21 protein-coding genes and 1 pseudogene are annotated in these 21,355 nt (G+C 59.1%); 5 read left to right on the top strand and 17 right to left on the bottom strand.

Annotated features, from left to right (window positions below; all coding sequences use genetic code 11):
* Positions 1–38 precede the first annotated feature (38 nt).
* The gene (locus tag AB8A50_RS30185) at positions 39–689 is read left to right on the top strand and encodes a response regulator (protein ID WP_439065986.1); all 651 of its coding nucleotides are present in this window, start codon (positions 39–41) and stop codon (positions 687–689) included.
* A gap of 623 nt (positions 690–1,312) precedes the next feature.
* On the opposite strand, the gene AB8A50_RS30180 is transcribed toward AB8A50_RS30185, so the two are convergent.
* The 12 genes from AB8A50_RS30180 to AB8A50_RS30125 all read right to left on the bottom strand — a co-directional run bounded on the left by AB8A50_RS30180 (position 1,313) and on the right by AB8A50_RS30125 (position 11,753).
* A complete protein-coding gene (locus tag AB8A50_RS30180; protein WP_439065987.1) occupies positions 1,313–1,777 on the bottom strand; it encodes a DnaA N-terminal domain-containing protein in 465 nt (154 codons plus the stop codon).
* A complete protein-coding gene (locus AB8A50_RS30175; RefSeq protein ID WP_439065988.1) occupies positions 1,774–2,478 on the bottom strand; it encodes a hypothetical protein in 705 nt (234 codons plus the stop codon). Before AB8A50_RS30175 ends, AB8A50_RS30180 begins: the two co-directional genes overlap by 4 nt.
* Before the next feature lie 93 nt (positions 2,479–2,571).
* On the bottom strand, positions 2,572–2,799 hold the full coding sequence (locus AB8A50_RS30170; protein ID WP_439065989.1) for a DNA-binding protein: 228 nt from the start codon (positions 2,797–2,799) through the stop codon (positions 2,572–2,574).
* Between the two features lie 101 nt (positions 2,800–2,900).
* Entirely contained in the window at positions 2,901–3,575 is a 675-nt protein-coding gene (locus AB8A50_RS30165; protein WP_439065990.1) for a hypothetical protein, read from the bottom strand.
* Positions 3,576–3,936: 361 nt separating this feature from the next.
* Positions 3,937–5,169 carry a plasmid replication protein RepC gene (repC, locus tag AB8A50_RS30160; RefSeq protein WP_439065991.1) on the bottom strand — a complete coding sequence of 411 codons (1,233 nt, stop codon included), beginning with the start codon at positions 5,167–5,169 and terminating at the stop codon, positions 3,937–3,939.
* A gap of 223 nt (positions 5,170–5,392) precedes the next feature.
* Positions 5,393–6,418 carry a plasmid partitioning protein RepB gene (gene repB, locus AB8A50_RS30155; RefSeq protein WP_439065992.1) on the bottom strand — a complete coding sequence of 342 codons (1,026 nt, stop codon included), beginning with the start codon at positions 6,416–6,418 and terminating at the stop codon, positions 5,393–5,395.
* Between the two features lie 2 nt (positions 6,419–6,420).
* The gene (gene repA / locus AB8A50_RS30150; RefSeq protein WP_439065993.1) at positions 6,421–7,623 is read right to left on the bottom strand and encodes a plasmid partitioning protein RepA; all 1,203 of its coding nucleotides are present in this window, start codon (positions 7,621–7,623) and stop codon (positions 6,421–6,423) included.
* Between the two features lie 244 nt (positions 7,624–7,867).
* Complete coding sequence (locus AB8A50_RS30145) at positions 7,868–8,302, bottom strand: type II toxin-antitoxin system VapC family toxin (RefSeq protein WP_439065994.1); 435 nt, start codon at positions 8,300–8,302, stop codon at positions 7,868–7,870.
* Positions 8,299–8,571: a type II toxin-antitoxin system Phd/YefM family antitoxin gene (locus AB8A50_RS30140; protein ID WP_439065995.1), complete on the bottom strand. Its 273-nt coding sequence runs from the start codon at positions 8,569–8,571 to the stop codon at positions 8,299–8,301. Before AB8A50_RS30140 ends, AB8A50_RS30145 begins: the two co-directional genes overlap by 4 nt.
* 111 nt (positions 8,572–8,682) lie before the next feature.
* On the bottom strand, positions 8,683–9,822 hold the full coding sequence (locus tag AB8A50_RS30135; RefSeq protein ID WP_439080090.1) for a site-specific integrase: 1,140 nt from the start codon (positions 9,820–9,822) through the stop codon (positions 8,683–8,685).
* An 811-nt stretch (positions 9,823–10,633) separates the two neighbouring features.
* Positions 10,634–10,969, bottom strand: a complete 336-nt coding sequence (locus AB8A50_RS30130; protein WP_439080089.1) for a hypothetical protein — start codon at positions 10,967–10,969, stop codon at positions 10,634–10,636.
* Positions 10,959–11,753, bottom strand: a complete 795-nt coding sequence (locus AB8A50_RS30125; protein ID WP_439080088.1) for a hypothetical protein — start codon at positions 11,751–11,753, stop codon at positions 10,959–10,961. The genes AB8A50_RS30130 and AB8A50_RS30125 overlap by 11 nt, the downstream gene beginning before the upstream one ends.
* 114 nt (positions 11,754–11,867) lie before the next feature.
* Here AB8A50_RS30125 and AB8A50_RS30120 point away from each other — a divergent pair, with 114 nt between their 5' ends.
* Positions 11,868–12,041, top strand: a complete 174-nt coding sequence (locus AB8A50_RS30120) for a hypothetical protein (RefSeq protein ID WP_439080087.1) — start codon at positions 11,868–11,870, stop codon at positions 12,039–12,041.
* Between the two features lie 57 nt (positions 12,042–12,098).
* On the opposite strand, the gene AB8A50_RS30115 is transcribed toward AB8A50_RS30120, so the two are convergent.
* The 4 genes from AB8A50_RS30115 to AB8A50_RS30100 all read right to left on the bottom strand — a co-directional run bounded on the left by AB8A50_RS30115 (position 12,099) and on the right by AB8A50_RS30100 (position 14,758).
* The gene (locus AB8A50_RS30115; protein ID WP_439080086.1) at positions 12,099–12,698 is read right to left on the bottom strand and encodes a hypothetical protein; all 600 of its coding nucleotides are present in this window, start codon (positions 12,696–12,698) and stop codon (positions 12,099–12,101) included.
* Between the two features lie 33 nt (positions 12,699–12,731).
* On the bottom strand, positions 12,732–13,367 hold the full coding sequence (locus AB8A50_RS30110; protein ID WP_439080085.1) for a hypothetical protein: 636 nt from the start codon (positions 13,365–13,367) through the stop codon (positions 12,732–12,734).
* Entirely contained in the window at positions 13,367–13,657 is a 291-nt protein-coding gene (locus tag AB8A50_RS30105) for a hypothetical protein (protein ID WP_439080084.1), read from the bottom strand. The genes AB8A50_RS30110 and AB8A50_RS30105 overlap by 1 nt, the downstream gene beginning before the upstream one ends.
* Before the next feature lie 114 nt (positions 13,658–13,771).
* Positions 13,772–14,758 (bottom strand): MarR family transcriptional regulator, encoded by a 987-nt coding sequence (locus AB8A50_RS30100; RefSeq protein ID WP_439080083.1) that lies wholly within the window; start codon positions 14,756–14,758, stop codon positions 13,772–13,774.
* Between the two features lie 398 nt (positions 14,759–15,156).
* Here AB8A50_RS30100 and AB8A50_RS30095 point away from each other — a divergent pair, with 398 nt between their 5' ends.
* The gene (locus AB8A50_RS30095; RefSeq protein ID WP_439080082.1) at positions 15,157–18,579 is read left to right on the top strand and encodes an autotransporter outer membrane beta-barrel domain-containing protein; all 3,423 of its coding nucleotides are present in this window, start codon (positions 15,157–15,159) and stop codon (positions 18,577–18,579) included.
* Positions 18,580–18,754: 175 nt separating this feature from the next.
* Here the strand turns inward: AB8A50_RS30095 and AB8A50_RS30090 are convergent, their stop codons facing one another.
* Positions 18,755–19,411, bottom strand: coding sequence for a hypothetical protein (locus tag AB8A50_RS30090; protein ID WP_439080081.1), 657 nt, complete (start codon positions 19,409–19,411; stop codon positions 18,755–18,757).
* Between the two features lie 140 nt (positions 19,412–19,551).
* On the opposite strand from AB8A50_RS30090, the pseudogene AB8A50_RS30085 reads away from it, so the two are divergent.
* Positions 19,552–19,917: pseudogene (locus AB8A50_RS30085) on the top strand (IS5 family transposase); the annotation flags it as partial.
* 401 nt (positions 19,918–20,318) lie between these two features.
* Positions 20,319–21,185 carry a hypothetical protein gene (locus tag AB8A50_RS30080; protein WP_439080080.1) on the top strand — a complete coding sequence of 289 codons (867 nt, stop codon included), beginning with the start codon at positions 20,319–20,321 and terminating at the stop codon, positions 21,183–21,185.
* Positions 21,186–21,355 lie beyond the last annotated feature (170 nt).

Raw genomic sequence — 21,355 nt, 5'->3', positions numbered from 1 at the left:
GAAATCCTCAGCGTTTTGCGAGGCTTGTGATGAGTTTAATGTCCGTCGCTTTGGTGGATGATCATCCATTAATGATTGAGGCGATATCGTCGCTACTTCTCCGGTCCGGTAGATTTGACGTCATTGCTACAGGCGTGTGTGCGAATGATGTGGTGGACATTTGCACACGAAACGCGCCGCAGGTCATCGTCGTCGATCTGAACATGCCAGGCGATATTTATACTGCAATGTCGGCAGCCATTTGCGCGTCGCCTTCGACAAAGGTTATAGCCTTCACCGCTGCGACGGGTGTCGATTCAGCGATACGCGCACTCGACTCCGGCGCTACCGGCTATGTATTGAAAGGCAGTAGCTCACGCGAGCTTATCGACGCCATCACAGCTGCGCATTCGGGCGAAACCTACATCACACAACATTTTGCCAGCCGTGTCATTGCAGCGCTACGAGATACGTCATTACGACGTCGGGCTGCCGAAGCTGTGAAACTGAGCATTCGCGAGCAGCAAATCGTTCGCCTTCTCCTTCATGGAAAAACGAACAAGGAAATCGCGCTAACAATCCGCATTAGCGAGAAGACGGTGAAACACTACATGACACTGCTGATGCAGAAGCTTCATGTCCGAAATCGTCTAGAGGTTGTCATTGCAGCCCAGAAGCTCGATGAGCGAGGCGGGGCGGCAATGCACTAGGGCAAGCGGTTGTGACGACGCCCCAAGGACAGTCGCCGTTTGATAGCGACCGTATTGAGAACTGGGCTCGACGGCATCGCCCATCCGCGCTTCGAGCCGGACTAATCAATCGTATTGATGGTGGCGGAGTTGCTACTTGCATATGAGGATTCGTCCTTAGTTTTTTGATACTGCCGTCTTTCTTCCAGAAGCATCCGCATCCAAGCGGATGCGGTCTCTGTTTCGCAGCAAAATTTGTTATTGCACACCGGCAACATGATCGCACCGTATACAGTGGCCGCTGGTCGCTCTGTCCTCTAGAAGAGTCTCTTTCGAACAATCAACACGGGGGCGACTGGGCAATGCGTGCAGACGCGTGCATCACAAGTGTTCGCGTGTACCGCTTGCGAGGTGATCTACTGGCGAAATTCCAGGGGCTGCGACCCCGTGTAATGCAAAAAACCGAGCATACGGTCCCTACGCCCGGGGGGCCTCCCCAAAAACCTGCTGTCGTGCCCTGCCCCGCAGCGCTGCGAGAGCGGGCAAGAGCCGGTTTGGGCATGTGAGGCGCCATCAAGCCGATTGAGGCGCATTGACGGGCCTTCTTTCACCCTGCCCTCGCCTACTTCAGCGGCACACATCAGTTAATCAGGACTCTGATGCTGGACAGGGCGAACCACCACCCGCACGACACTGGGCTGCTCGGCTTGCCACTCATCGAGCAGCGGCACACCGAATTGGGCGGTGATGTAGTTAGCTGTGAACCTTTTTGGCGCCGCCAGCGTCACGATATCCGCCGTTTCGTCAACAAAGCTCAGCTTCATGATCCAGGCGGCACACTTATCATCGCCGAGCCGCACCCGGAGACGCGACGCCACGGCGGCCAGTAAGGGGTGCATGTCGGGCCGCTCGAACGGATCGGAGCGAACAACGGGCACAGCTGTGTCTGGTGTGTCTAGCTGCTTTATTTGGTCAGATCGCCCATCGTCTTCCATAACGCGCACTAGTCCCTCGATGAGCTTGCCCAGCAATTTCGCATCGGCATCATCGACCTTGCGCAGTGTGTCCGCCAGGCGAAACAGACGGTCCGTTGAAATGCTGCCTGTCATGAGACCCTCCCGGCCAACAGCTCAAGCCGAACCTTTGCCAGGCCTTCTTCAGATAGTCTGCCCGATCGCTGCTGAGCGGTAAGCTGGTCGAGCCTGCCAGGGCTAAGTTTCTGGAGCATTCCCCAACCCAGCTCGACATCGCCTTCGCCAAGCCGGCTGGCGACTTGCGATTGCAGCTCCTGGGTTTGGAGAGGCGGTGAAGTTGAAGGGGGTCGCGCGCGCGCAGCAGTAGAGCTCGCTTCAAGAAGAGAAGGTTTAATATAATCAGTACTTAGTACTTTCATTTCTTTATATGCAGCCGCCTTACCCGGCGCCGGGTCAGCCGGAGCCGGGTATTCAGGCTGAGGTAGAAAAGCCACAGGTTCTGTGACGACGTCGGCATCCTCATCATCGATGTCCGTTACCGGTTCGGGCTCGTCACGGACGACGTACTCGAGGGCGACGATTACGCCAGTTTCATTGCGGACAACTTCCCGGGTGACGTAGCCGGCAGCAATTAGCGAGCGGAAGATCCGCTGCATGCGATCTTTGCCGACTTTCATCACATATCCGACCTGCGAAAGACTCACCTTCCAAGTGGGCGGGCGTGACAGCAGGTAACCTAAAACGCCCTTCTCATCGGCGCCGATCCGACCGTCTTCCCAGACCGCGTTCGGGAACGCTGCGTAGCGAGAATTGTGTTTTCTTCTGATAATTGTCATCGACGCTCGTTCCGTTCGGGCGACTGGGGGATCGACGCACCCTCGCGGGGCGCGCGCCTGCATGCAGCGGGAAGGGTTATGAAAGAGACACTCTCAGTCACGAGTCTCGTCCTGACATCCACCGGCCGCCGACATGGTCCCTTGCCGCCGTTCCCATTCGATGATCTCGACTTCATAAAAATAGCGACGACCACGAATCAGCGTGGGTCTCGGGAAGCCGAGAGTTTCGTCGTTCAGCCAGCGAGCCAGCGTCCGGTCTGTTTTGCCGTAACGCTTCCATACTGCTGGCGCTGGCAGCATATTATCTTTGGTTGGGGCCATCTTCCGCTCTTGTCAGTGATTGACTGCGAGTCGAACGATGAACCAGCCGGTGCTGCCGCGAACAGGAAGAATAATTGAGAAAAACGAAGAATAATGGGGCGTTACTCAAGGCTCTGATAGCGCTTCCGATATTGCCGCGATAACCGAATAATAATGCTCTCTTTCGTAATTCCCTCGAGTGCAAACAACCCTCCGAGCACCACTTGGCGAGCGGCATCGGTTGCGGACTTTGCGCGTCTCGATTCAATCAAACGGTGCATTTCGTCCACAGCCGCGGCGTCGGCGGCTTGGTAGCCCGTGCCCTTTGGTCTGCCGGCATTTTTCCGTTCTGCGGCCGCTAAGGGTGGCGGGGCTGTATCGGCAGTCGCCGGCCAGATCGCATACAAATGCGGTTCGGAAATCACGACGCCAAAAGCCTGGATGGACGGACTGTACATCGTCGCCGCCGGGAATTTCCGCCCACTGGTTTCCCACACGCCCCACTGGGTCACGCTCGTGGACTCTTTTTGCGATACAGATGAACGACCCCAATCAACGACAAAATGTTTCCATTGATCAGGCGTGAGATAGTGGTCACGCGCCACCGGCGGTGCCGCCTGCTTTACCAATCGATGCGGCACCAAATGATAGAGTGCTGCGCGGGAGGCGATTTTGGCATTCACAAGAGCATCACGGAGCGCGGTCTCAGCCAGCGGCGGAGAGTGCCGATAGGTCACGACGTGTTCTAACGCAGAGCGCAGATTGATCCAACGAGGGGAAGCAATCGAACTTTTCAACCCACCCTACTCCGAAATCCGAATTGCTCCCAATTAGCATGCTGCTTCACGATTCGAAGCAGGTCGCTACGCAGTTGCGCGCCGCTCATGGCTGCACTCCCCCGTCCTGGCCGGTGCGAAGAATTGTTCAACTTCGGAACATTTCTTGAGACCAAACTTTGCAGGAAAACTGTTCCGGAGAGGAACAGTTTCGGCCAACGTCATCGTTTAGTGCTGTACTCTTCAAGAACAGCACTTGCGGCTTTACCGATGCCCGCGTCCCCGTAACCTGTTCCGGCGCGGAACAGGTTTTGTCGATGCTGCCCCGCTCCCGCTCGCGCGCCCGATTGAGCGGATTACTCGTGAGCTGATCGGCCATGCGTCACGCCCGCCGCTTTTCACGAAGCTTCGAATTGATCTGCGACATCAAAATCGGACCGAGTGAGAATTCCCCGTCCCTCGCCTTCTGCGTCAACCCGCGCAGGTAGCCGCCGGCGGATCTGATCGCCTCGCCGCGCTGCAGGATGCACGCAACAACAATCGCGGCCGGCGTTTCTCCGAGCACCTTTTCGGCCTCCTCCCAAGCGCTTGGACTGATCCCCAGCATCGACCGGATGACCGCGGCGGTGGCGAGAAAATCGCGCCAGTTCGCAATTCCGCTCTTCGCGTAATCGACGATGTCGGGGCAGGCGTTCAGCACCATCCCTAACGGATAGGTCGCTTCCACCCTCGCCTCTGCCCGCGGCTTTGTCTCGAGAATTTCAGCCCTGCCTTCTGCAAGGCTAGGTTCAAGATCAATAAGGGGGTCTGTATTTGAACTCTGTATGTGACGCTCGGAATGGGACTCATTGGCGCTCGTATTCTTGGATTTAATGTGTGTTTCGAGAAGATTGAGGACATCGTCAGCAAGCTGCGAAAGCTCCTCGGCGATCGGCTCCAACTCTTGCCTGGTCGCCGTGCGCGGAATCCCATCCACGATGGAGCGGAAGGCCGTGTGGACCTCCTGCCAGTCGGCGGGGCCCTGCCCTCCGCTGCGTGTCGGGACATCATCCTCGATGCCCGTAGCGATCATCTTGGCGATGTCCCGCCGGCAAAGCGTGATCCGCTCACGGACAAGCTTGAGCGCCCGCGCTTCTGCCTGGATCTCGGCGGCGAGGCCTGCGAACTCTTCCGATCGAACAACCAGCGGAGACAGGTCGAAGCCGAAGGCGAATTCGATCTCACCTGCGGTACCCTTGCGGGCGTAGCGCTTGCCGTTCGGGCTATCGCGCCGAACGACCAAGCCGGCATCGACCAGCACGGCAAGATGACGCCGTAACGTGGATGCCGGCATCCCGTGCGCGCGCAACGACAATTGATGGTTGGACGGGAAGACGATCAGATCGCCCTCACCCGTCAACGTGGTCTCGGGATGGAATGTCAGGAGCGCGTTCAGCACCGAGAGCGATCGCTCGGAAACCGCGAGCCTTGGTCGGGCGGCACAGATGGTCTGATAGACCTTCCATTTGTGCACGACCTTCTCAGGTGGCCTCTCAGTGGCCACCATCTGGCTTGCCACATGGGCGAGCGTCAGCGACCGCCGCCCAAAGGGCGTCGTGGGGGAATGTGACTGCATGTCATTGCCTCAGTTAGGGCAAAGAAAATGCGCTCGTCAAAACGACGCCGTCTCTCACGAGAGACTTGACTACGATTCGCGGAGGTGATTCTCTGTCAGTCGCCAAACACGACAGAGGCTTCCGGGACGGTGACGTTTCGGGGGCCTTTTCTTTTGCCTTTGATTCTCCGGGTTGGTTGCGGGTCTTGATCCGGTCGGCTCATTCCGCCGGACAAGCTGGGATTCACGCCGACTGGTCGCCGGCTTTAAATTCATCATAAAGCTTCTGCAGCCGCTCCTTGACGAAGTCGCCAAACTTCGGCGCAACGCGATCGTCAAATGAGAGGGTAAGCTTCTTACCCTCACGCGATACTTTGGCGGCCTGGGTCCCGTCATCGGCGGTCCAAGCTTCGGCGCGTGCGCGAGCTATCCGCCCGCGCACGCCAGCGGCAACCGTTTCAAAACGTCGATCAGTGTCCATCGCAGCGAAAGTGGGTGAGTTCACAATTTCAACAGCCCGGCCGCGCTTGTCGTCATCTTGTAGGAGGTCGCTTAACTCCTGCCAGCGCACACGGCCGATGGCCGGCGCTGGTCCAATAGCGTCAATCACCAATGCGGGCACACGAGTGGCCACGGCGATAAGCCGGGAAAGAGCAGCCTTGTCGACGTTAAGCGAAGCCATAATGACCTCGCGCGAAAATTTACGATCTTCAAGGCGCGCAGCAAATCGCGCTCGCTCGATAAAGGTAAGATCCGTACGACCGCTGTTCTCCTGACCCTGTGCAATAACTAATTGCTCATCCGTGAGGGGTCGAACTACTGCCCTCACCTTGATATTGAGCTCGCGAGCGGCCCTCAGGCGGCGATGACCGAATGCGACTTCATAGCGTTCCGGTTCTCGAGTGTGGGGACGAACAAGAATAGGAACATTCTGACCGTGTTGGCGGATGAGCTCGCGAAACGCTGCGAATTGTTCCTCTGCTCCCTCCATCCGGTCTGCAATAAACGAGTTATCGATGAGGCCAGGATCCAGTTCGACAATAACCTGCCCTTCGATGAGCTTCTGTTCGATTTCGTCCGCCCGTTTGACCTTCTCCGAAATGCCGCCCAGTGACTGTGATATGGCACCCAGCGCGCCCGACTGCTTGATCGTGCGCTCAAGCCCGAGGAGAGGGCGCGTGCGTAGCGCTGTCCCCTCACGCGCTTCCGGTGCGGCTACTGCCGGGGCGTCTTCGCTTGCAGGTGGGTCGAAGTTGATTTTTCGCGCCATAATCAGCTCCTGCCCCAGACCTGTCTAATCAGTCCTTCGATTTCGCCGTTCACTTCGTCGAGCGCTTCAATTGCCCGGTCATACGTGCCGCGCGTGAACTGCTGTCGTTCAACCTCATAAAGGGTTTGCTTAGTGAGCCCTGCATCCGCAATGGCAGTGCTCTTCACCATCGGGTGGGTCAGCACGCGCGAACCAAAAATCGAGCGCATGAGGCCAACCATTGTCGTTTGTGGGCCGTCGCTAGGCTCGTACCTGGTAACCAGGTATCGCATCCAATCGTACTGGGTTGCGCCACCGGCATTTGCTACGACATCGAGCAGACTTCCGGTCATATTAAGAAACTGAGACATCGACATTACGTCGAGCATCTGTGGGTGAACGGTGATCAAAACCGACGTTGCAGCACAGAGTGCCGACAGTGTGAGAAAGCCTAGCTGCGGCGGGCAATCGATCACGACAACATCATACGCGTCGCTGACTTGCGCTAACGCCTCGCCAATCCTCGCGAAGAACATTGAATCATCGCTCTGCCTCGTCATCAGCGCCTTTGGCGTCTCATGCTCGAACTCCATAAGTTCGAGTTGACCCGGGACGAGGTGGAGGTTGGGAATGTAGGTACCACGCACAATCTCCGCCATTTGGCGGCGTTCAGCGTCGTAGCGGATAGCGCCATAAATCGTTTCGTTCTCGCCGACATCGAGTTCGGGCTGATGTCCAAACAGGGTCGAAAGACTGGCTTGCGGATCGAGGTCTATTGCAAGGACGCGGTAACCTCGAAAAGCAAGGTATTGGGCGAGGTGAGCCGTGGTGGTGGTCTTACCGCTACCACCCTTAAAGTTCATGACGGAGATGACTTGGAGTGCCTCAGAATCTCGCCGGTGAGGCACGTAGCGACGCCCCCCCTTGCTCGCGCCATCGAGATTGCTGCGGAGGGCGTCGACGTCCTCGATCGAGTAACTTCGGCGGCTGTTAGCCGGCGCAGCCGGCCCCTTCCCTTCAGCGACAAGCTGCCGCAAATACCCTTCAGCGATGCCAATGAAGCGGGCCGTTTCAGCTGAGGAAAATCGGCGGATAGTCTTTTCAGCGGCCGGCGGAAAATCACGAAGTTGCTGAGCGCGTAAGCGTGTAGACAGCTCTTCTGCATCTGCGTTGATGAGTGACCGCAAATCTTGGAAATTATGGTCTAGGGACTTTGAAATCGGCATATCGGATCATCTCTGCATCTGCGGAAATTTGAGCAGTTGGCCCAAAAATGCGCTGATCCACACTAATGCCCGATTCTTGCGCCCCCGCAAGTATTATTGAGTTAACAAGCGGTTAACAGCGTGGCCGCAGATAGTACCGCCACACCTGTTGTACGCGTACAACTGAACGCCGTTTTCCTCCGAGTTGTACGCTGACAACTGAACTGCCAGACGGCCACCGACTGCTTCGGAAGCCTCACGTGCATCATATCGAAGGCTCGTCGATCCAAGGGTTGAACACCGGCACCCCCAGTGGAACGAAATCCTTGGTATTGCGCGTGACAAGAACAAGCTCGCGGACGAGAGCCGTCGCGGCGAAAAATCCATCCATGACAGAGAGCGCTACACCGCTCTTTCGCGCGTAAGCCATTAGATCCCCCCAGCGCTCAGCAATCTGGGAATCGATCGGGATGATGCGCTCACCGAAGCGAGCAGGCAAATCCTCAGCGAGCCAGACCGACAACGTGTCACGGCGCCTGCCCTCATCCATAAGCGCCACCCCGCGCTTCAACTCAGCGATTGACGCGACGCTGATGAAGGCCCGGTCTTCGTCTAACGCATCCAGCCACCCTAGAACCTTTAGGTCCGGAGCAGGTCGACGAACTTCCGAGAGCACGTTGGTATCAAGCAACACGTTCACAGATCGATGTCTCGTGGCTGATCGTGAAGACGCTCCAGATCGAGATCAGAATCTCGGAGTGGCGACTGCATCAAAAACTCTGCCAACGAGCCCTTTCGGATGGTCTTGCGCGCCCACTCGTCAGCCGAGACAACGACGACGCTGGGTTTGCCATGCCGGGTGATAATTTGCGGATCGGTTTGGGCTCGCTCAATCACTTCGGAAAACCTCGCCTTTGCGCCTGCAACGGTCCACAGGTCCGACCCGCTTGTTGAAGCTGTTTGGGACATTACAACCACGCTCCCTAACTAATATGACTAGTATGACTATAATGAGCGCCTCGTCGATTTTCAATCGCGTCCCGGCCCAGCTACCTCCGCCTGAGGATGACCGACTTCTGACTACAGCCCTGCCGCTTTGGTCAGATTGACCCGGAACCGATCTCGGCGCCGCTGGTACTTCCGGGTCTGTTCGGCGCCGGCGTGGCCGAGCTGTTTCTGGACGTAGCGTTCGTCGACCTCGGCGGAGGAAGCCAGGCCGGCGCGCAGCGAATGCCCGGCGAACTTGCTCTCCCGGTCGCCTTCATCCAGATCGGCGCGGACGCCGGCAGCGAGCGCGGCCCGCTTGACCAACCGGGCGACCTCCTGGTCGTGCAGCCGATCCGGGCCGACCTCCCTGCCCTGGCCGGTGACCCGGCGGAACAGCGGGCCGTGGCCGATGCGGGCGAGGTTCAACCAGGTCTGCAGCGCCGTGACCGGGCAGGTGACATCCGACGAGCCACGGCCGATCTCGATCTCGCGCCAGCCGTTCTTACCGCGCAGAGTGACAAGCATGCCCTTCTCAAAGATCTCGACCCAGCCGCGGCCGTCCTCGGTGTCGTCCCGGTGCAGATCGAGGCCGACGATCTCCGAGCGCCGCAGCCCGCCGGCAAAACCGAGCAGCAGCATGGCGCGGTCGCGCATCCCGCGCAGGGTGCCGCGCCCCAGCGTCTCCAGCATGGCGATGATGTCCTCGGGCAGCACGGCGTCTTTCTGCCGGGGCGGGGCGCCATGGGTGTTGCGGATGCCGGCCATCACGGTGGCGATGTGGCAGTCGGCCCGGTCCAGCGCAGTGCCGCGCTGCGTGCAATGCCAACTCAGTGCCGACAGTCGGCGCTCGATGGTAGACACCGAATTCGGCAGGCCATCGGCGACCGCGGCGCCAGAGGCACAGGCGGTGACGTAAAGGCCGACGGTCTGCGGCGAGGGCGGTAGCACCTCGAGGTCATGGCGGCGGCACCAGGCGGCAAAATGCGTCCAGTCGGCGGCATAGGCGCGGCGGGTATTGGCGGAGCTTGCGGCATCGACATAGTCGCGGGCGCGGTCGGCCAGCCGGGCGAGCTGCGGCGGCATCCGGAGATCTCTGGCCGGGACGGGCAGGGTGCTGGGGCCGTCACCCGCCGGGTCTGCGACCGCACGATCGCCGGCGGCGGCCGCGCCGTCAGGCAGAGCGGCGCCGTCTGAAGTCTCGGATTCGGCGCTGGAGGGGGCGTCAGGACTCATGCCAGCGACTATTGGCAAAACGAACGATAAGGCAACATTATCGTTCGTTTTTATTAACCATAACCTGGGGCGGTTTGGGCCGATTTTATGGCAATAAGCGCCGCGCCGACTTACGCTGCGGCATGCCGCCATCCGTGCCCGAACGATTCCGGCGCCGCTCACCGCCGCGCCAAAACTGTGCAGTAGGGATGCCGGCGCGATGGTGGCGATACTGCTCAGCCAAGACGCCAGCTGGCGCGGGCAGGGCAGGAAACCGGCCAGTGAGCGACAGCCGCCAGCTGCTCAAGCGGCTGTGTCGCTCGGCGCCGTCCGCGAACTGACCGGCCCGCCCCACGCTGACGCATCTGCCGACCGCATAGCGCTGGTGTGAATGGGTGGGCCGGGTCTAAGCAGTGATCCTTTGCATCGAGCGAGCCCGTCAACCCGATGCTGGCGAAGGTCGTCGGTCTCGAACAGGGCCGGGGCGGGGATCCGACCAGCGCCGCTGATAAATTGCCTGTACGGTTTTCCGGAACGATAAGCCCGAACACGCCGGGACTGTCTGGATCCACAAAGACCCGCACAGCGTGCACAAGGGTGTAGCCATAAACCATTAGCTGTGAGCATGTTTGGTATTCGCGCTCCCTTACTAAGGGTGTTAGCGAAAAAAATGTTCGTCGCCGTGACCCAGCAATACTGGCTTACCGAAGAGCTTGGCGCCGGTTTCCATCGCGTCAAGGGTTCGCACAAAGCCGGATTGCCGTGGCAACACGCGTGACACGGAGCGACAGGCAGGCAAAGCGATCACCACTGAGCTCGACGGTGGCTCTCGTCACCGGTGGCGCGGTGATGGTAGGTCGTTATTGCGCGCTGCTCGGGCCTTCGCAGCGTGGCCCTTTGCTTCGGAGCACACTATAGCGGTCATCTTGAGCGGCGCAGCTCTTCCAAATTCAGTGGCTGCTCGGAAAATGTCGTCGCCCTTGAGCGGAAACATGTCGAATCCTCCATCATCCTTTTGCCAAACGCCCCAAACGACCTCATAACTTTCAAACAGTGCATCCATGAAGGCTTGAGCTTCATCGTCTGTTTTTTCGCGGATGATCTTATTGTGCTCATTCGCAATGTAGATGTTGTTTTCTACCATGGCGCGGATCTGGTCATCGCTCATCGCTGATCTCACCCGTTTGATTTACCGATCGGATCTCCTGCAGCATCTCCGCTGACTGTGTGACAATGCCGGTGACGATAATGGAGTCTCGGAACGCTATCAAAAACGCGGAGATATCGCCTGCATCGTCTCGCCCATAACGATAGAAAAACTGCTCGGATAAATCTTTACTATTGCGAGCAAGACGCGGTGCTGCTGGTAAAGCTTTATAGAATGATGAATCCTCATCGTTCTCGAAAACACTAAAATATGCGTTTGTGTACCAAGTGAAATTGACGCCAAGTGCGTCGTGAACAATTTTGCCCGTGTGTTTCCAATGAAGGGCTCGCAATAGTTTTTCGATGGATGTCTCGAAGAGATTCTCAGCCGATCTTGCTTCGATCCCCACAGCGTGCAGCTCTGCCAAAGACTGGCCAGGCGCACGCTGTATACCTGACGATTTGAAGAATTTTCTCTTGTCGTTTGCGGAGAGGGGCTTGAGCAGGCCGGGAAAATTATTGCGCATCCCTGCGAGATACTTGCGGAATTCCTGTCTGCGGGTCGGATCGTCCTCTCGTTCAGACTTCACGCGGACCAATAACGCGAGCTTATGCTCCGCATCCTTCGAAGCCTGGTTGCACTGTTCACAGGCTGGGAAGGCGTAACCCTCTGGCCACTCTCTGCGATCGAATAACGATCGTGCCGGCTGGTGATCGACCGTTGTCGCAGGGCGCAACCCCGCACAAAAAATGCAATCGCGAGTTTCGGACACAATCTTTCTGACCCGTACTTTCGACTCGCCCACCACAAGCCCTTCCGCTGCATTGAAGCACAGAGCATCGATCAGGAATTCTCCGCGGTTACCGAGTAGAATGAACCGCCGATGGGGAGAACTTGACTTTGTAGCGTGATCTTTGAGATGTCAAAAGCTGATCGCGACAGCTGGACCAACTGGCCTGCCCGAACAGCGCCGATAATGGCTGCCCAATTTGGGCTCGATCAGATGGCGCTGACGATTTACCTTGAGGAGGAGGCCCGGCAGCATCTCACCGAGCGCTCCGACCCCAAACTGCGTTTTGAAGTGCCTAGCTAGCTAGGTGTCCTTGAAGGTCCGGCCGTATCGGCCTCGCCGTGGCCGCTGTCGATTTCGCTAATTTGGGGCGAGAACTCTCCGAGCTGAGCGCAAGAAATCGTCTGCTCGGCGTTCGAGTATGAATATACGATCGCGCATTTCTCCGATGTCTCGCGAGTCAAAGAGGGCAACGTTCAGATCATCGTTAAACAAGGCCATATCGAAGTTTATGTTCTCCTCGCCATCCACGCCGAAAGCGGCAAGCACCATCTCAAGACTCACGATCTGCACCTTCAGGGTGTTAATCGCGCTGCTGACCGAGTTGAGGGGCTGCATCAGAGCCTGCATCTCCTGCTGATTAAGAGGCAGTCTAATGCCGAAGCCCGCCGCTTTGTGGTCAATGGCCGTTCCGCCGGTGCCTGAGATGTGGGCTCGCTCGAGCTGACGTACGGCTTCTCGCGTATTGTGGAATAGATCGTCTAGAGTCTGCTGAACTTGCCTTAGGCTTTCGCGGATGTGGACCTGCTGTGCCTCATTCCGGTTGCGTTTGCCAACCTTTCGATACTCACTCCACGAAGTCGCTAGCTGCGCAATGCTCGACAAACCTGACAGGGCCGTAACGAGCAGGTCAAAATAGTCGGGATCGATATTGCGTATTTGACGATCAACTTCGGTCATCTCGCATTCCCCATGGTCACATGTCGTTTTTATTCAGCGATCAGCATTGTCTGGGTTCGTGCCCACGAAAAGGTAAATTAGGTCGCCCCATTCGGGCACGGTCGGCTTATCCAGTTCTATCTTGTATGGAGTGCTCGCTTCGATGGCCTGCTTAACAAGTCCGGCTTTGCCGGTCCCGGCGCCCGCTATGATGCCAAGGTGGGCGCCGCCTCCGTCAGAAAAAGTTGCTCCTTCCCAGCCTGCCTTTTGAAATGCCCGATAAAATGACTGAGCAAGGTCCTTCCCAAGCTGATTGCCATACATGACCTGCACTCGATGCTTTTGCAGCGGCGCGAGACGATTGCTCAGGTCGGTGATCTGTTGGTCAGTTAGCGGCTTCCATCCATAGCCTATGGTAACCGAGATGATCCGGTTCAATCCCACAAGTTCGCCCTGCAGGCGATCGACTTTAGATTTTGCTTCGTCGGGTGTCGAAACCGCGAGCTTGTTCTTGAAGTCATCGCGCTGCTCTCTGGCGAGCGTTGCTTCTCCCTTCGCAGTGGTCACCTGGCCGGAATAGTAAACCGACGCCAAGGTCCAGATGCCGCCCGCAACGAAGGCCGCGAGAAGAATGAACGGCAGCGGATTGGCCGTGAAGATGGCCCAGTTTTTCTCAATGAAGGCTAGCATCAGTCGCGGTACCGCTTTCCGCCGGCTAGAAAGATAACGCGCGCTTCTTCGACGAATGTTGCGTCATTATCGATGGCGCAGTTTGTCAATGACGGATCTCTCCACGGCGAGTATATGTTCATCGGTTCGCCAGGCTTCACATCCACCATCTGTTTCGTATCGCCCTCTATCAGCACGCGAGCCAATTCTTCGGTTTCTGCGTCGATCCAACATTCTTCTTTCAGAGATGTCGCTGCCCAGCTGTCATTATTCAACGAGTCCTTGACCGGCTGTAACTTGTAGATCGGCATTTTTTGATTCTCCCTCGAATTAATCAATCAAGCGCAACCAGAGCGGGAGAGCAACGAGACTTTAGCCGGACCAGTGGAGGTCGCTTCCCCCAATGGGGGACGAATAGGGTGCCGCTAGCGTCCGCTTCGGGGCAACGCGCCAAGGCCAGCTTGTGGCGCACTACGGTGAAAAGCATCAATCGCCTGGCCGCATCGACCTTGGCTGACCTGGTTTGCGATTAATCGATACAAGGCGATCTGACCTGCAGCCCAGGTTTCGAACTCCCACAGAAAATCGGGCATCACCGTCACTGCGCGGCCGCCGGGATCAACTGCAAAGCAGCCGCGTCTCTCTGCCTCATTGAAGATATTGCCGATATGCTGGCGTGAGAGACGGAAGCGCTCTGCCAGTGCGCCGTAGGAAAGCAGCACAGGATCAGCCTTATCAACGCCGCCGCCATAATGCGCGCTCAGCACGGCCGAGAGAACCGGGTAGCCGCAATCTTGCTCAGTCAGCCGAACAATATTCCCGAAAGGGGAAAAGTAGAGGTCTTGCTGGACGAACAGATCGTAGGAATAGCCGAGCCAGTCGCCCAGCATGGCGCTTTCGACGCGTAGTTGTGTGGCGAGCGGTCGTGGCGGTGGATCAATGCGCTCGGAGGCTTCCAGAAACGCCAGCGGAGAGCGAGCAATTTCCAGCAGTAGCGTCATCGTAGGCTGCAGCCGCACCACGCGCCGATCGTGAGAACAGCGAATTGCGACGACATATCCGCCCAGCTTCAACGATGCGACGAGATTAGATACTTGCCGGGCGCTCGCATGCGCCGCCCGTTGAAGGGAGGAAAGCGTCGCCAGCTCTCCTCCGCTCCTCCGCCAGCGGGCATCTTGACCGATCAAGGCGTAGGAAACGAGATAACGCAGCTTCTGCCCGAAGAACTTATCCGCCGGCCAAGCCATCTCCGGCGGCTGCATCATTGCCCTACAGTAAGCATGCAAAGCCGGGCGGAATGACGCCGAGCGGAGCAGGTCTCCCGCTCGGGACCACACTGGCCATTCCGCATAAGCAGCCACCGCGGGATGCAGGCGCCCGGAGTTACAAGCTGGCTCGAAACCGTTGTTCATGGCGCGATACATGCAAAGTTTGGACTTCGCCGTTTCCGGCATCTGTACGAGAACCGGTTAATCCAACGCGGCTTCCCTCGGTTTACGCGAGTCGTACTACTAACGCTTTTCTATACTCCCGAGTCCGGCCCCATGAACGTTGACTTAATCAACATGATCGCCGCCTCGCCTGATGCTACCGGGCAAAAATGGCCCCGATGAAGATCGTTGACAAATCTCGGTTCGTGCAGAGCTCCCGTTTCATTACAAGGAACGTGCGACGTTCGCTCCTGCGCGGAATTGCTCACCCCGTTGTTCTCCTTGTTCTGATTGCGCCTCACCTCGCTGCTGCCCAGTCCGGAGGCAATGGCGGATTTGGCAGCGGCGCCCAGCCGGGCGGTGCAGGCGGCGGGCCCTTTATGGCTGGAGGTCCAGGCAGCGGCGGGGCCGGAGGTGGCGGCGGCGGAGGCGGCGGGCCCGGCCAAGCAGGCGGCATCTCATCCTCCGGCTCAGCCGGCGGTGCGGCTGGCGTGGACGGGCACTTCAGCAACGGTGGTAATGGCGGAAACAGCAACAGTTCCGCGGGCCCGGGTCAGAGCGGCAGCGGCGGTGGTGGCGGCGGCAGCGGCCTGGTCACCGCCGGCGGGCCTGTGAATGTCAACAGCACCTTCGTCGGAGGCACCGGCGGCCGCGGCGGATTGGCCTTAGAGGCTGGCGGTGGCGGTGGCGGCGCGGGCGGTTACGGCATTCTCACCACTGGAGCAGGCGCGATCGTGGTCGATGTCGGAACATCGGGTGCGATTGGCGGTGGGGCCGGGGGTAATGGATTTGGTCCGGCGTCGCTCAACGCAGTGACGCATATCGGCGGCGGGTTTGGAGGCGGCGGAGGCGCAGGCGTCGGCTTCACCGCCGCGGGCTCACGTCTCGAACTGTTGTCTGGCACCCTCGCGGGTGGAGCGGGAGGGATCGGCGGTAGTTGGGGAGGGGCTCAACAGGGGTCCACGATCACTGGTGGGGATGGAGGAGCAGGGGGAGTCGGGGCGCTGGGCTCCGGCCAGGTCATCAATTCCGCCGGCACGATTATTGGCGGTGCGGGCGGAAGAGGCGGCAGCTCATATGACGCGCCCGCCGGTTCCGGAGGAACGGGCGGAGATGCCATCCACGGATCGGGCAACACCATCTTCAACAGCGGGACTATTTTGGGTGGCAACGGCGGTGCAGGCGGATCCATTTATAACACTGCGACGACGGGCGCCGCTGGCTTGGGCGGGATCGGCATTTCAGGTTCGGATCTGTCGGTCACCAATGCCGGGTCGATAAGTGGCGGTTTGGCGGATGTGGGCGCCGGCCCGCGAGCCAATGCGATATTGTTCAGCGGCGGCGTGAACCGGCTTGAACTGCAAGCCGCGCCTGCTGGCGGGACCTATTCCGCGATCACCGGCAATGTTGTGGTCGATACCGGTGCAGGCGCCAGCGGAACGCTCGCCCTCGGCGGGACGAATAACGCTTCATTCGACATCTCACAAGTTAGCGCATCCGGGCAATATCGCGGCTTCGCGTCGTTCGAAAAGCTGGGTGCCTCAACCTGGACTCTTGTTGGCACGACCTCGAATGCCACGCCATGGTCCATTAATGGTGGCACATTGTCGGTTGCATCAAATGGCAGTCTGGGTGCCGGTGTCGCGGGCCTGAGCTTCGACGGTGGGGCCCTCCGCGTGACCGGAACGGGATTGCCGGTTCTTGCCCGCACTATAATCTTGGCGGCCGGAGGCGGCACGATCGAGGTCGCGGATTCGACACACACGTTGCTGCAATCCGGCGTGATCAGCGGCACGGGCGCTCTAACCAAGGCCGGCCCGGGATCGCTGCTTTTGAGCGCCGCGAACTCATATTCAGGCGGCACGACCATCGCAGAAGGTTCGGTCACGCTGGCGGCCGCAGACGCGCTCGGCACGGGCGGCCTGAACATGGCCGGCGGAACACTGAATGTCGGCGGCTTCGACTTGCGGTTGCCTTATCTGCAGGGGACCGCAGGCCGTATCAGCAACAATGTCGCCAGTGCCGCATCGCTCAGCGTGGGGGCTGGCTCTTTCAAGGGATATCTGGAGGATGGGGTTGGCCGTCTGTCTCTGGTCAAGGAGACTTCGGGCACCCTGATATTGGAAGGCAATAGCGTCTACACCGGCCCGACCCTCGTGAATGAGGGGAAGCTGATCGTGAACGGGTCGATCGCGTCATCGTCAAGCGTGACGGTGGCGGCAGGGGCTCGGCTTGGCGGCTCCGGCGCGCTCCCCACGACAGTCATCAATGGCGGCATCCTGGCGCCAGGCAATTCGCCGGGAACTTTGACCGTGAACGGCAATCTGACGCTCGGTGCAGGCTCAGTCTACGAGGCGGAGATACAGGGCGCGGTCTCGGATAGGGTCAACGTCACCGGCACGGCCACGCTCGCTGGCACGCTCAAGATCATTCCGCTCGGCGGCACCTACGTTTTCAACCGGCCCTATACGCTGCTTTCGGCGGCTGGTGGCCGCACCGGCACGTTCAGCCCCGTCGATGTGACCGGCACCTTCGGCGCCGGCGTCGCTATGGCAATGGGCTATACCGCGACCGACGTCCAACTGACACTGGCTCCCAAGCAGTTGACGCCGACTGTTGGCGCTCCCAATTCCGCTGGCTTCGCACCGGCCAATGCCTATTCGGTGGCCACGGCGATCGACACAGCCGTCGCGGCTGGGGGCGATCCCTCCCTGCTGTTCGCGATCTACAACCTGCCGGCTGCGGCGATCCCAGCTGCGATCAACCAGCTTTCCGGAGAGATCCACACCGCCGCCCCGGCTATGGCCAATGTGGCAGCCGACCAATTCCTGCGCGCGATGCTCGATCCGATGGCGGCCGGACGACTTGGTGCCAGTGCGGCAGGCACGGGATCTGCGACCTTCTCGGGGCTGGTCCACAGAGGCACCGAGAAAACGGGCGTCGCGTCGCAGCTCGATGCATCCGGTTATTCGGTTTGGGCCTCGGTCTTCGGTTCCCATGGCCGCACCAACGGCGACGCGGCGATCGGTTCGGCGCAACGCGCCATCGACGATACGCATCTTGCCACGGGCATCGATATGCGATTGACGCCGGACACGATCGCCGGCCTCGCCATCGCCGGCGGCAAGGCCCGCGCCTTGCTGCCGGGGAGCGTTGGCAAGGTCGATGCCGATGTCTTCCAGGCCGGCATCTACGGCACGATGCAGCTCGGCCCAGTCAAACTCGGCGCCGCCGGGGGGTATGCAAGCCTCGACAACGACATCAGCCGGGGCATTCCGGCGCTGGGCTCGACCTTGTCCTCATCCTACGCGACCACGGCCTGGAGCGGACGCCTGCAGGCGAGCGCCGCTGCCTTGACCTGGAACGGACTCAGCCTCTCGCCCCTGGCCGCACTGCAGGCGACGCATATCCGCAACCCGGCGACTGTCGAGGCGAACTGGACGGGTGCCAGCGCGGGGGCGCTCGCCTTGAGCAGGCGTAGTGAGACCGCGGCACGCAGCGAGTTCGGCCTACAGCTCGACACCGACGGCCTCTTCGGCGGCGTTCTCGCCACCGGTTATGTCCGCGCGGCCTGGGCATATCACTTGCAGCGCGAGGGCGACCTAACAGCGAGCCTAGCAGGGCTGCCCTCCGCCGCCTTCAGCGCCACGGGAGCGGTCACCGACCGCAACAGCGCGCTTATCGCCGCCGGCATTAGCGCCCGCCTCAGCGAACACATCAGGCTCGGCCTCAACCTTGACGGAGAACTTTCCGCCAACGCCAACCGCATCGGCGGGTCAGCGCAGATCAGGGTCAGCTTCTGAAGGACTGTTTGGTGTACTAAAGAAGCGCGTCGCCAGCTTTGGCTGCTGGGGCTTTGTGTTGTGACGGCTGGATCCCTCTCCGGCGGAGATGCGAATTCACGTTGTGGGCGTTCCATAACATTCGAACGGCGAACACCGGGTGTAGCAGCAAAGCTAGAGCGTCCGCGCGGCCCACCTATCCTGGTCGCCTATGGCTTCCCCGCACTCGGAGGCCGCCGAGCCATCTGCCAAAGGCGGCGATCGCGAGAACAGGCGCCAGCAACAGCGGCACAGTGAAGATCGCGATATAGGCTTGGCCGGCGTCGCGGACACCACTGGCGATTGCGGCGCCCCAGATGCCATGCACCATGGCGACCATCACCAACGCCATCGTGGCGACGACACCGCCGAAGCTGCCGGTTGCAGCCACGGCCCCGAGCGACCACGCGAGCATTAAGAGATAGAGCCCGATCCCGACCTTGTCTGAGCCATGCGTCACAAAGAGCAGAACAAATGCTGTTGCTGCGAAGGCGATGCCGACGGCGTGAACGATTGCCGTCCGCTCCGTGCCGAGGCGTCGCGCCTCCGCTCCGATCAGGTGCACGTAGCCGCTGCCGGCCAACGCCACTAACCCGTTGGTGACGCCGTCGACTCCCAATCCGTAGAGCGCGCCCGACAAAGGGCCGTTTAATGACAAGCGAGAGAAGTACAAGCATCCCCAAGCGCCGAAGCCGAGGGCGGAAAGGCCCGTCGCGATCAAGTGGGAACGGGTCAGCATGAACAGGCCGGCGCCGGCCAGCAGCGGCAATAGCGGCACGACGACAACGAGGTAGAGCAAGTCGAGAAGGGGCATCGTCGATTCCAATCCGCCAAGATGACGTCCGAACCGTGCCACAGCCGAAAGCGATGGCAATGAAAACCGGCCAAACTGCTGTGCCTTAGTGGCCCGGTCCTGCGGTTCGGTTCATGCGGGCGAGTATCGGGGGTGGCAAGCATGTCGGCGTCGATAGCAACGGAATGCCGGTTCGCCTTGAACTGACGACCGGTGAAGCCCACGACAATCGGCTCGTTACCGAGCTGCTGTCTGATCTAAAATCAGGCGCGATGTTGTCGCCTGATCGAGGGTACGATGCAGACTGGATTAGGGCATTCGCCGGTGACCGAGGTGCGTGGGCCAACATTCCTCCGAAGCGAAATCGCAGAGACCCAATCTGTTTTAGCCCATATTTGTATCGGGCAGGCAATTTGGTGGAGCGTTTCTTCAATAGGATAAAGCAATGCCGGCGCGTCGCCACCCGATATGACAAACTCGCCGCAAATTACCTCGCCTTCATAAAGCTCGCAGCCATTCGGTTTTGACTGCGCGCTTATGAGTCTACGCCCTAGACTGTCGGCACTGAGCAAAGTTCAGATGTCAGTTCCAGTCCTTTTAGGAGGCGCCGGTCTGTTCGGTGACGCCGGAGCGGAATTGGTCACCATAAGCGAGAACGAAGCCTCAAAGCCCAGATTGGCCGCGGCGGCGTTATCCCGCGCGATCACGAGCACGCTATCCAAGACTCCTCGGCACTTGAGACGTCTTTGAACCCGAAGCCACGGCTGCGACACCAATAGTTCCATGACATCTACGATGCCGTGACAGTAATATAAAAAAGGGCGAATGGGGCACGAGTTATTGCCTCCTCTCAAGAAGCCGTTTGTGCTCTTCGTCATTCAGGTCCGGCGCATACATAGGTGCCCAACATCAGAATCCTCCGTGTCACATGACAGTCCCCAAAGTCACGTCCTTCCGACTTTTTGTTCTGGCTTCCTGCCTGACGCTGCTGTTTTACCTTTCGCTTCATTCTGCCAGCGACTTCGTCGGCGGCATCATTTTCCTTTTGGTGGGTGGAGCGCTGCCGAGCTTGATCGTCGTCGCGCTCGCGCTCGCGTTAGCTTGGCTTCTACCGACGACACGCTTTGTTAGATTTCTCACAGCGATCGCGTTGACTGTCCCGATCGGCTTGAATTCGTCTCTGCCGGACGTTGTCGCTTCCCCGGGATATCGCGCCGAAGTATCGTCCGACATTCGCGGCCGAGTAGTCTTGGCCAATGCCGGTCCGTTGAGAAGTGTCGACGTCAAGTATTCAAATTGGGGAGCATTCTTTGTTCATCCGGCAAGGGCGCGGGTGGAATTGGGAGGCGACGAGGGGTGCGGATGCTTTTATTTTCTCGACGCAAAAACGAATCTTTACAGCGACCTCATTATCGAAAAGCTTTTTGCTACCGTTATGCGACGAGGGGCCTTAGTAAAGTACGACGCGCTTGACGATCCGTCCCAAGAGCGGCGCGATGTCCACCTCGAGCTGAGCTTCTGGCAAGAGGCGAGTTCATATCGCTCGCTTGTCGAAGTCTTCGATCGCGGCATCAAGATCGCAGCGTTTGCACACACCAACATCCCCATCCGGGCTTACGTTGAGCCAATCGGTGTAGGCCGGGGACATTTTGATAAGAACTTCTGGCAAAATGCTACGGATATTCTGCTTCATTCGAACCTTTGGACATGGTTGGCCGATCAAATCTTGCCAAACTACTTCCCGGATCGGGAGTTCGAACGTTTCATTGTCGGTGTCATTTCTCCCTTGAAGTAAGGGATCCGGGACTCTGGCATCTGCGAGTGGAGGCTGGCCTTCTGACGAACTGCGGCCGGATAACCAGCCTTTTTTGCTCCGCGCCAATTAATGGCTCACCGACAATGACGATTATATTGCCCAATCACCCGGTGATATCATCGGACTTCCAGCCAGCGTTGTCAGTCCTT

It is taken from the genome of Tardiphaga sp. 841_E9_N1_2 (assembly GCF_051811065.1).
GTDB lineage: Bacteria > Pseudomonadota > Alphaproteobacteria > Rhizobiales > Xanthobacteraceae > Tardiphaga > Tardiphaga robiniae.
Note: the sequence above shows the minus strand (reverse complement) of the source record. Positions and strands in the feature narration are given on the sequence as shown.

Bases quoted from the DNA above. Each gene is read 5' to 3' on its own strand.
- AB8A50_RS30185 (WP_439065986.1), top strand. From the start codon at position 39: ATGTCCGTCGCTTTGGTGGATGATCATCCATTAATGATTGAGGCGATA.
- AB8A50_RS30180 (WP_439065987.1), bottom strand. From the start codon at position 1,777: ATGACAGGCAGCATTTCAACGGACCGTCTGTTTCGCCTGGCGGACACA.
- AB8A50_RS30175 (WP_439065988.1), bottom strand. From the start codon at position 2,478: ATGACAATTATCAGAAGAAAACACAATTCTCGCTACGCAGCGTTCCCG.
- AB8A50_RS30170 (WP_439065989.1), bottom strand. From the start codon at position 2,799: ATGGCCCCAACCAAAGATAATATGCTGCCAGCGCCAGCAGTATGGAAG.
- repC (WP_439065991.1), bottom strand. From the start codon at position 5,169: ATGCAGTCACATTCCCCCACGACGCCCTTTGGGCGGCGGTCGCTGACG.
- repB (WP_439065992.1), bottom strand. From the start codon at position 6,418: ATGGCGCGAAAAATCAACTTCGACCCACCTGCAAGCGAAGACGCCCCG.
- repA (WP_439065993.1), bottom strand. From the start codon at position 7,623: ATGCCGATTTCAAAGTCCCTAGACCATAATTTCCAAGATTTGCGGTCA.
- AB8A50_RS30140 (WP_439065995.1), bottom strand. From the start codon at position 8,571: ATGTCCCAAACAGCTTCAACAAGCGGGTCGGACCTGTGGACCGTTGCA.
- AB8A50_RS30135 (WP_439080090.1), bottom strand. From the start codon at position 9,822: ATGAGTCCTGACGCCCCCTCCAGCGCCGAATCCGAGACTTCAGACGGC.
- AB8A50_RS30130 (WP_439080089.1), bottom strand. From the start codon at position 10,969: ATGAGCGATGACCAGATCCGCGCCATGGTAGAAAACAACATCTACATT.
- AB8A50_RS30120 (WP_439080087.1), top strand. From the start codon at position 11,868: ATGTCAAAAGCTGATCGCGACAGCTGGACCAACTGGCCTGCCCGAACA.
- AB8A50_RS30115 (WP_439080086.1), bottom strand. From the start codon at position 12,698: ATGACCGAAGTTGATCGTCAAATACGCAATATCGATCCCGACTATTTT.
- AB8A50_RS30110 (WP_439080085.1), bottom strand. From the start codon at position 13,367: ATGCTAGCCTTCATTGAGAAAAACTGGGCCATCTTCACGGCCAATCCG.
- AB8A50_RS30105 (WP_439080084.1), bottom strand. From the start codon at position 13,657: ATGCCGATCTACAAGTTACAGCCGGTCAAGGACTCGTTGAATAATGAC.
- AB8A50_RS30100 (WP_439080083.1), bottom strand. From the start codon at position 14,758: ATGAACAACGGTTTCGAGCCAGCTTGTAACTCCGGGCGCCTGCATCCC.
- AB8A50_RS30095 (WP_439080082.1), top strand. From the start codon at position 15,157: ATGGCTGGAGGTCCAGGCAGCGGCGGGGCCGGAGGTGGCGGCGGCGGA.
- AB8A50_RS30090 (WP_439080081.1), bottom strand. From the start codon at position 19,411: ATGCCCCTTCTCGACTTGCTCTACCTCGTTGTCGTCGTGCCGCTATTG.
- AB8A50_RS30080 (WP_439080080.1), top strand. From the start codon at position 20,319: ATGACAGTCCCCAAAGTCACGTCCTTCCGACTTTTTGTTCTGGCTTCC.